Origin of the sequence: Acinetobacter sp. YH12218 (assembly GCF_013417925.1) — a bacterium.
In the GTDB taxonomy this organism is placed as follows: Bacteria; Pseudomonadota; Gammaproteobacteria; order Pseudomonadales; family Moraxellaceae; genus Acinetobacter; species Acinetobacter amyesii.
On record NZ_VPDB01000094.1, the window covers coordinates 1 to 8,974 of the forward strand.

The following is an 8,974-nucleotide window of genomic DNA, read 5'->3' on the forward strand; positions in this document are numbered from 1 at the left end:
ATGTATATCGTTGGCAGAAGAAATTATTTAGACCAATTATCAAAAGCTTCATTGATGACTTTATTCTCGATAAAAATCATCTGCTACCACAGAGAATCTTTAAATAATAGTGCGTAAGTCCTATTATTTTTCAATATCTTATATTTTTTAAAAAATTAAATTTTAAAATTCTGATCGCTTGCTTAAACTCATCATCGTGACTTATTGGTTTATTATTCTCACAATTAATAATCAATAACCTGTTCATGCATTCCTCAGACCGCGATGAAACTTGCATTCTGTAGGGCTAGACCCAATAGTATGCATAACTTGAATGACCCATTGCTTCGACCTTTATGCCTGAATTACCAGAAGTAGAAACCACTAAAACCAGTTTATTGCCATTATTGAATGAAAAGGTTCTCAAAGTTGAGGTTTTTCAGTCGAGTCTGCGTTGGCCAATTCCTGACGACATTCAAAAACTCGCCGGACAAAAGCTGCTTCAGCTCAGCCGTCGATCAAAATATATTTTGGCTGAATTTGAACAGGACAGCATGTTGTGGCATTTGGGCATGTCTGGCAGTTTTCGGATTTGTGAAGGTCATGAAGCATTACGCAAGCATGATCATCTGGTGATTCATTTTGAAGATATGCAATTGCGCTATCACGATCCACGCCGTTTTGGCTGTATTTTATGGTTAGATGCATCGTCTCGAAGCAAACTGATTGACACGCTTGGCCCTGAACCGCTGAGTGATGCGTTTAATGCTGAATACTTATTCCAAAAATTTAAAAATAAGCAGACCGGTATCAAAGTATCGATCATGGACAATCATATCGTGGTCGGAGTCGGCAATATTTATGCAACGGAAAGCTTATTTAACCTCGGCATACACCCTGCGCAGCCTGCATCGAGTTTGAGTTTTGAACAAGTTGAAAAAATGGTCATCGAAATCAAACGCATTTTAAAACAGGCGATTGATTTAGGCGGTTCAACTTTACGCGATTACAGCAATGCGATGGGTGAAAATGGTTATTTCCAGCAAACCCTGCTCGCCTACGGACGTGCCGGTGAAATGTGCATCAACTGTGAAACCACGTTGCAAAATATCAAACTGGGACAACGTGCATCGGTGTTTTGCCCTGAGTGCCAGCCTTTAAAAAAGGTTAAAATGCAGACTAAGAAAACTCTGAAAGGAAATAAAGCATGAAGTCTGCGATTGTTCGCCACATATTAGTCAAAGATAAAGAACTATGTGAGCAACTGAAAAAGAAAATCAAAGGCGGTGCGGACTTTGCCAAAATTGCGAAGCAGCATTCGACATGTCCTTCGGGTAAAAAAGGCGGCGAGCTTGGCGACATTAAAAAAGGCCAGTTGGTTGGCCCAATTGATAAAGCGGTATTTACCCTACCTGAACGTGAACTGCATGGTCCGATCAAAAGCCAATTTGGCTGGCATTTATTAGAAATTAAGTTTCGGATGTAACATAGCACCCACATTGAACATGCTATAACGAGTATATCGCGAATATGTGCTTTTCATCTTAAAGCACATAATCCCAGTATTTTTTTCAATCGTTCAGAACATTGGCTGGCGGTTTTCAATCATATAATATAAATCATAGCAACCAGATAACATTGCACTAAATCAATTCTACTTAATAATAAACAAAGGACATTCCATTGGGCTATTACAACTATTTTCGTCTTGGCACTGTCGATACAACAGATTTTACAATCATTCGAGGTGAACGAAAGCATGCACTTATCCAAGCATTATATGATGATCAAGATATGAACCCTCATGGTGAAGTCCAGTTGGCACTAGATTTAGATGGGAATCGTAACGATGAATCAAAATGGTATGATGCGATACAGCAAATTAGCAAATTATCCAAAAATCACCCTTTAGTCTTATTTATATTAGGTCAACAAGCCTGCGCACCCGAATCACCTGAAGAAGCAAATGAAGTATTTACAGGCATTCGAAATGGCATTGTTTTTTCGACATCAGAACCTAAGTTTATGAAAATGGCGCCTCAACAAAATTCACAATAAAAAACGGCGCTTTAAGCGCCGTTTTCACTGCTAAAGGATTAACCTTTACGTTTTAATTCATCACGAATTTCACGAAGTAATTCGATATCTTCTGGAGTCGCCTCTGGAGCTGGCTCTTCAACTTTTTGACGGCGCAATTTGTTCATCAATTTCACTAACCAGAATACGACCCATGCCAAAAGCAAGAAGTTGATTAAGATAGTTAAGAAGTTACCGTAAGCCAAAACATTAAGGCCTGCATCCTGTGCTGCTTTTAGCGTGGTTAAATTGTTTGGGTTATCGCCCAATACTAAGAACCAATTTGAATAATCAACGTCACCACCAAGGATCCAAGAAATAAAAGGCATGATAATGTCTTTTACCATTGAATCGATGATTTTACCGAAAGCACCACCAATGATGACACCTACAGCCAAGTCCATCACGTTGCCTTTTACGGCAAATTCTCTAAATTCTTGAATAATACTCATGTGATCTCCAGAAATTTTTTCAGCTTTAATTTTGTGACGAAGTATACATTATATCTGTATAACTATTTCCACCTAATTTACTTGGTTTATATTAGATTCTAAATGCCATGTATAAAAATTCACACAAAACATTTTTGATTTTGGTAATACATTCTATGAAAAAGGATTTATCAAAATTATGCATGTCGAATTAAATGAATAAAGTCATTCAATTTTTGCATTTTTATTCAAAACGCCCATGCATAAAAAAACCGCTAACCTAAGTCAGCGGTTTTTTTGAAACTGTAAAATTAAACGTTACGGTTACGTTTACGTTCGTTTTCAGTCAACCAGCGTTTACGGATACGGATTGACTTAGGCGTTACTTCAACTAATTCGTCGTCTTCAATAAATTCAAGCGCTTGTTCAAGCGTAAATTCAATGTGCGGAACAAGAGTCAACGCATCATCAGTACCAGAAGCACGTACGTTAGTTAACTGTTTCGCTTTAGTTGGGTTAACAGTCATGTCGTCTGAACGCGAGTTAATACCAACGATCATACCTTCATAAACTTCTAACTGAGGTTTAGCGAATAGACGGCCACGGTCTTGTAAGCTGAATAGTGCATAGCCCAAGCAAGTACCTTGAACCATAGAAATCAACACACCATTTTGACGTTTCGCAACAGTACCTTGTTTCATAGGACCGTAGTGCGAGAAGCTTGAAGTCATGATACCTGTACCTGAAGTCATAGTTAAGAATTCAGAACGGAAACCAATCAAACCACGTGAAGGAACTGTTGCTTCAATACGGATACGGCCTTTACCGTCAACTTCCATATTGGTCATTTCACCTTTACGGTGACCCATTTGTTCCATTACAGCGCCTTGGTGCTGCTCTTCAACGTCAAACGTTACGTTTTCGTATGGCTCTTGTTTTTCACCATCAATTTCTTTGATGATTACTTGTGGACGAGATACGCCCATTTCGAAGCCTTCACGACGCATGTTTTCAATAAGAACTGAAAGGTGAAGCTCACCACGACCAGATACTTTGAAACGGTCAGGACTGTCAGTATCTTCAACACGTAATGCTACGTTGTGAATCAATTCGCGATCTAGACGTTCACGGATATTACGTGAAGTTACGAATTTACCTTCTTTACCAGCAAACGGTGAGTTGTTTACTTGGAAAGTCATCGATACAGTAGGTTCGTCTACAGAAAGTGCAGGTAAAGCTTCAACTGCTTTTGGATCACAGATTGTGTCAGAGATATGAAGTTCATCAATACCCGTTACACAAACAATGTCACCAGCAGAAGCTGATTCAACATCGATACGCTCTAAACCATGGTAACCCATGATTTTTAAGATACGACCGTTACGTGTTTTACCGTCTTTGTCAATTACAGTTACAGGAGTGTTTAATTTCACTGAACCACGTTGAATACGACCAACACCGATAACACCTACGAAGCTGTTATAGTCAAGTGAAGACACTTGCATTTGGAATGGACCGTCAACGTCAACCGCTGGTGGTTCAACGATGTCTACAATTGTTTCGAACAATGGAGTCATGTCTTCAGCAAGTTCTTCTGGAGATGGACCAGCCACACCACGAAGACCTGAAGCATATACAACTGGGAAGTCTAACTGTTCGTCAGAACCACCAAGGTTGTCGAACAAATCAAATACTTGGTCAATTACCCAGTCTGGACGAGCGTTTGGCTTGTCCACTTTGTTAATAATTACGATTGGTTTCAAACCACGTGCGAACGCTTTTTGCGTTACAAAACGAGTTTGTGGCATTGGGCCTTCTTGAGAGTCAACAAGAAGAAGTACGCAGTCGACCATTGACATTACACGTTCTACTTCACCACCGAAGTCGGCGTGTCCCGGGGTGTCCACGATATTGATACGGTATTCAGTATCAGTACGTTTGTCTAACCATTTGATTGCAGTGTTTTTTGCAAGAATGGTAATACCACGTTCGCTTTCAATAGCGCCCGAATCCATTACACGTTCGATCTCGCCTGCGCGATCGCCAAGAGCACCTGATTGCTGTAAAAGTTTGTCTACAAGAGTAGTTTTACCATGGTCGACGTGCGCGATGATGGCAATGTTACGGAGAGTTTTAATATCTGACATGTGAATTCGATACGCCTAAAGTTTGAGGGCAAATTATACAGAAAAAATATAGATTTTAGTAGTGACAGTTTATTGACAATCGCATTTTTTTTGACGACTGGCACGCTTTTGGTTTTGTTAAGCTGTGTAAACAGATTAGAATAGCGCCACCTAGCCTTAATTTTCAGTGCCGCATGTCTGATTTAAACCAATCTCCCGAAGCAAAAGATCAACTCGATTTAGTCTATGGATTGAATGATCGACCAAAACCTTTTATTGCTTTTCTCGCTGCGTTCCAACATTTATTGGCCATTATTGTCCCAATTGTGACGCCGGGTCTGCTGATCTGTTTGGCACTTGGTGTGTCAAAAGAAGACACCAATATGATTCTGTCGATGTCATTGGTGATCTCTGGTATCGCAACCTTTTTACAATGTAAAAAAGTCGGTCCATTTGGTGCAGGTCTCCTGATTGTACAAGGAACCAGCTTTAACTTTATTGGTCCTATTATCGGTATTGGTTCTGCAATGGTTGCGGCAGGTACACCTGTAGAAGCAGTGATGGCATCTATCTTTGGTGTGGTGATCGCGGGTTCATTCATTGAAATGGGTGTGTCACGGATCTTACCGTGGGTGAAAAAACTGATCACTCCATTGGTAACAGGTATCGTGGTGTTATTGATTGGTCTGACTTTAATTAAAGAAGGCCTGATCAGCATGGGTGGTGGTTATCAAGCCATGGGCGATAAAACATTTGCCAATGCAGACAACCTCATCATGTCATGTACCGTTTTGGCACTGATCATTTTATTGAACCGTGTGCGTATTACATGGGTAAAAAGTTCTGCCATCCTAATTGCCTTAGTCGTGGGTTACATCCTTGCAGGCTTTATGGGTCATTTAAACTTTGATGGTTTAAAAGATGCGCCACTGGTTCAAATTCCAACACCGATGCACTTTGGCTTAAGCTTCTCTTGGAGCTTGTTTATTCCAATGGCATTTATCTACCTTGTGACATCTTTGGAAGCGATTGGCGATATTACCGCGACTTCTAAGCTTTCAAATCAAGCTGTAGATGGCCCTGAATGGATGAAGCGTATTAAAGGTGGTGTATTGGTGAATGGTGCAAACTCATTCCTTGCCGGTATCTTTAACACGTTCCCAAGTTCTGTATTTGCGCAAAACAACGGTGTTATTCAGTTAACAGGTGTTGCAAGCCGCTATGTAGGCATTTGGATTGCTGCCTTATTGGTTATTTTAGGCTTACTTCCTGCTGTAGCAGGTGTCATTCAGGCGGTTCCACAAGCCGTGCTTGGTGGTGCTGTGATGGTGATGTTCGGTGCTGTGGCTGCCTCTGGTATTAATATTTTGTCAGGCATTCATTTAGACCGCCGCGCACTATTAATCATTGCGATTTCATTGGCATTGGGTCTAGGTGTTGCACAAGTACCACAAATCCTTGAACATCTTCCTGAATTGTTCCGTAATATCTTCAGTTCAGGCGTTGCCACTGGTGGTATCGCTGCCCTTATTTTGAATATTGTTCTTCCTGAAGTGAAGAAGTAAGTTCATTTGTCAAAGAACACTGCCTAGGTTCCGCCCTAGGCAGTGTTTTTTATGATGGAGAAATCTATGGATCTCACAAGTGAAGTCGTTATACGACAGATCGATTTATTACAAGATCGCGTGCTTTTCGTAAATGCACCGACAGATGACTTACTCAGTCAATTGAATGACAATATTAAGCCATCGATTTGGTGCTGGAATTTTAATGATTTTCAGTACTTTCAAAATCAACAGTCAAACGTCCATTTTGGTGTCGATTTTCCTGAGGGTCAGTTTGATCAAGCGGTTATTTTTGTTCCAAAATCAAAAGAACTGCTAAATTATTTATTACACAATGTCGCAAGTCATCTTGCTCAAGGTGCTTCTATTTTCCTCGTGGGTGAGAAAAAAGGCGGTGTTGAACGCGCTGCAAAACAATTACAGCCCTTTGGTAAAACCCTAAAAATTGATAGTGCGCGTCACTGTCAAATGTGGCAAACCCTATTGGAAAAAACTGTCACACTGAAGCCACTGCAAGAATGGGTGCAAAAATATCCAGTAGAGACCCCAAATGGTGAGCTTACGATTTGCGCACTGCCGGGTGTATTTAGCCAGAACCGTTTAGATGTGGGTACGGCTACATTATTGCCTTATTTATCACAGGTGACTTCTGGCAAAATTGCAGATTTTGGCTGTGGTGCGGGTGTTATCAGTGCTTATTTAGCCAAACTGAATCCTAAAAATCGTATCTTTGCCATGGATGTAGATGCCTTTGCACTAGCGTCTACACAAATGACATTTGAACAAAATTTGCTTGAACCTGAACAACTTGAGATTAAAGCGGTCACAGGAATCGAGGATGCTCCATTATTTTTACATGCCATAGTCAGCAATCCACCCTTCCATCAAGGGATTCAAACCGACTACAATGCCAGTGAAAATCTATGCAAAACTTCGCGCAGACATTTGAAGTCTGGGGGTGAGCTTTGGATTGTTGCCAACCGATTCCTCAATTATCCGACTTTAATTGAGCAACATTATGGTCAATGTACAATCAAAGCCGACCAACAAGGATTTAAAGTCTTGTTTGCGAGCACGCAAAAAAATCTTAAGGAACAATGATGAGCGAAACTCAAAAACCAGCTCAGCTTCAGCGTAAGTTGGGTGCTCGCCATCTCAACATGATTGCAATTGGTGGTTCAATTGGTACAGGTTTATTCCTTGCCTCAGGTGCAACCATTGCCAATGCAGGCCCGGGTGGCGCCCTGCTTGCATACTGCTTAATTGGTATCATGATTTACTTCTTGATGACCAGTCTAGGTGAGCTTGCAACACATAATCCAACTTCGGGTGCATTCTTTACCTACGGCACCAAATATGTCGAGGGTGGTTTCGGCTTCGCTTTGGGTTGGAACTATTGGTATAACTGGGCGATTACCGTGGCATTTGAATTGGTTGCAGTCCAATTCATTATGAAATTCTGGTTTCCAGATATTCCGGGCTTCTACTGGAGTGCGATTTTCCTCGCAATCGTCTTTGCCATTAATGCACTGACCGTAAAAGGCTTCGGTGAATCCGAATTCTTCTTCTCGCTTGTTAAAGTGCTCGCAATTGTTGCCTTTATCATTATCGGCCTGTTTATGATTGGCAAAATCATGCTGACACCGGGCGTAGAAACATTTGCCAACTGGACCAAGGGTGAAGCCCCATTTGTCGGCGGTTTATCTGCCTTGATTGGTGTGGCCATGATTGCCGGTTTCTCTTTCCAAGGGACTGAAATGGTTGGTGTGGCTGCAGGTGAATCGAAAGATCCTGAAAAGACCATTCCTATTGCCATCAAGCAAATTTTCTGGCGTATCTTGTTGTTTTATATCGTGTGTATCTTCATTATCGGCACTCTCATTGCCTATGATGACCCACGTTTATTACAAGCAGCATCTACTGAAAATATTGCACTTTCACCATTTACCTTACTGTATGAAAAAGCAGGTTTTGCATTTGCTGCATCGGTGATGAATGCGGTGATCTTGACTGCGATTTTATCAGCGGGTAACTCTGGTATGTACTCCTCTACTCGTATGCTGTTTGATATGGCACGTAAAGGCAGTGCGCCGAAAGTCTTTGGTCGCTTAGATGCACGTGGCGTACCAATGAATGCACTTTATGCAACGACGGCGATTGCGGCACTGTGCTTCTTAACCACTTTTATCGGTGAACAAGCGGTCTTTAACTGGTTACTGAACATGTCAGGTATGTGTGGCTTTATTGTGTGGCTCGGTATTGCAGTTTCACATTATCGCTTCCGTAAAGGCTACTTGGCTCAAGGCAATAAATTAGAAGATCTTGCTTACCGTGCAAAATTCTTCCCATTTGCACCGTGGTTTGCCTTTGTTTTGTGTGCCATCGTAGTCCTTGGTCAGAACTATCAAGCCGTTTTAGATGGTGAATGGTTGGCCGTTGTTTCTACCTATATTGGTATTTTCTTATTCCTTGCCATTTGGTTCGGTTATAAGTGGAAACACAAAACTAAGTTGGTTTCATATCAAGAAATGGATGTAAAACCAATGAAAGTTGATCAAGAATAATGTGATCACTGAATAAAAATAAGCAGCTTCAGGGCTGCTTTTTTATGGCTAAAATTGTATCTCAATACATTCACGCTTTAACAAAATGCTTAGTGTCTATTTAAAGGTAAGCGTCCGCTGAACCCCATGCCTATTTTTTAATTCGATTTAGGTTTCCAGCGGTGTGGTAGCAATTCTTCAATCTGAGTCACTTTATGTGTCGGCAACCTTTTCAGCACATCACTTAAATAGGC

9 protein-coding genes and 1 pseudogene are annotated in these 8,974 nt (G+C 41.0%); 7 read left to right on the forward strand and 3 right to left on the reverse strand.

Features of this window, described 5'->3' with window-relative positions:
- The 4 genes and pseudogenes from FTV03_RS16155 to FTV03_RS16170 all read left to right on the forward strand — a co-directional run.
- Positions 1–107: pseudogene (locus FTV03_RS16155) on the forward strand (IS701 family transposase); the annotation flags it as partial.
- Between the two features lie 228 nt (positions 108–335).
- Positions 336–1,190, forward strand: coding sequence for a bifunctional DNA-formamidopyrimidine glycosylase/DNA-(apurinic or apyrimidinic site) lyase (mutM, locus tag FTV03_RS16160; protein ID WP_180042192.1), 855 nt, complete (start codon positions 336–338; stop codon positions 1,188–1,190).
- Positions 1,187–1,465 (forward strand): peptidylprolyl isomerase, encoded by a 279-nt coding sequence (locus FTV03_RS16165; RefSeq protein ID WP_078192338.1) that lies wholly within the window; start codon positions 1,187–1,189, stop codon positions 1,463–1,465. The genes mutM and FTV03_RS16165 overlap by 4 nt, the downstream gene beginning before the upstream one ends.
- 197 nt (positions 1,466–1,662) lie before the next feature.
- Entirely contained in the window at positions 1,663–2,037 is a 375-nt protein-coding gene (locus tag FTV03_RS16170; protein ID WP_180042194.1) for a hypothetical protein, read from the forward strand.
- Between the two features lie 38 nt (positions 2,038–2,075).
- Here FTV03_RS16170 and mscL read toward each other — a convergent pair whose 3' ends face one another.
- Entirely contained in the window at positions 2,076–2,507 is a 432-nt protein-coding gene (gene mscL / locus FTV03_RS16175) for a large conductance mechanosensitive channel protein MscL (RefSeq protein WP_078192339.1), read from the reverse strand.
- Between the two features lie 290 nt (positions 2,508–2,797).
- Positions 2,798–4,633, reverse strand: a complete 1,836-nt coding sequence (gene typA, locus FTV03_RS16180) for a translational GTPase TypA (protein ID WP_180042196.1) — start codon at positions 4,631–4,633, stop codon at positions 2,798–2,800.
- A 173-nt stretch (positions 4,634–4,806) separates the two neighbouring features.
- Here typA and FTV03_RS16185 point away from each other — a divergent pair, with 173 nt between their 5' ends.
- The 3 genes from FTV03_RS16185 to FTV03_RS16195 all read left to right on the forward strand — a co-directional run bounded on the left by FTV03_RS16185 (position 4,807) and on the right by FTV03_RS16195 (position 8,741).
- A complete protein-coding gene (locus FTV03_RS16185; RefSeq protein WP_078191151.1) occupies positions 4,807–6,177 on the forward strand; it encodes a uracil-xanthine permease family protein in 1,371 nt (456 codons plus the stop codon).
- A 66-nt stretch (positions 6,178–6,243) separates the two neighbouring features.
- Entirely contained in the window at positions 6,244–7,278 is a 1,035-nt protein-coding gene (locus tag FTV03_RS16190) for a methyltransferase (RefSeq protein WP_180042198.1), read from the forward strand.
- Complete coding sequence (locus FTV03_RS16195; protein WP_180042200.1) at positions 7,278–8,741, forward strand: amino acid permease; 1,464 nt, start codon at positions 7,278–7,280, stop codon at positions 8,739–8,741. The genes FTV03_RS16190 and FTV03_RS16195 overlap by 1 nt, the downstream gene beginning before the upstream one ends.
- A gap of 137 nt (positions 8,742–8,878) precedes the next feature.
- On the opposite strand, the gene FTV03_RS16200 is transcribed toward FTV03_RS16195, so the two are convergent.
- Positions 8,879–8,974: transposase domain-containing protein (locus FTV03_RS16200; RefSeq protein WP_179992416.1), on the reverse strand; the 96-nt coding region annotated here is incomplete at its 5' end.

Excerpts from the sequence above, each read along its gene's own strand:
- mutM (WP_180042192.1), top strand. The coding sequence starts at position 336 with ATGCCTGAATTACCAGAAGTAGAAACCACTAAAACCAGTTTATTGCCA.
- FTV03_RS16165 (WP_078192338.1), top strand. The coding sequence starts at position 1,187 with ATGAAGTCTGCGATTGTTCGCCACATATTAGTCAAAGATAAAGAACTA.
- mscL (WP_078192339.1), bottom strand. The coding sequence starts at position 2,507 with ATGAGTATTATTCAAGAATTTAGAGAATTTGCCGTAAAAGGCAACGTG.
- typA (WP_180042196.1), bottom strand. The coding sequence starts at position 4,633 with ATGTCAGATATTAAAACTCTCCGTAACATTGCCATCATCGCGCACGTC.
- FTV03_RS16185 (WP_078191151.1), top strand. The coding sequence starts at position 4,807 with ATGTCTGATTTAAACCAATCTCCCGAAGCAAAAGATCAACTCGATTTA.
- FTV03_RS16190 (WP_180042198.1), top strand. The coding sequence starts at position 6,244 with ATGGATCTCACAAGTGAAGTCGTTATACGACAGATCGATTTATTACAA.
- FTV03_RS16195 (WP_180042200.1), top strand. The coding sequence starts at position 7,278 with ATGAGCGAAACTCAAAAACCAGCTCAGCTTCAGCGTAAGTTGGGTGCT.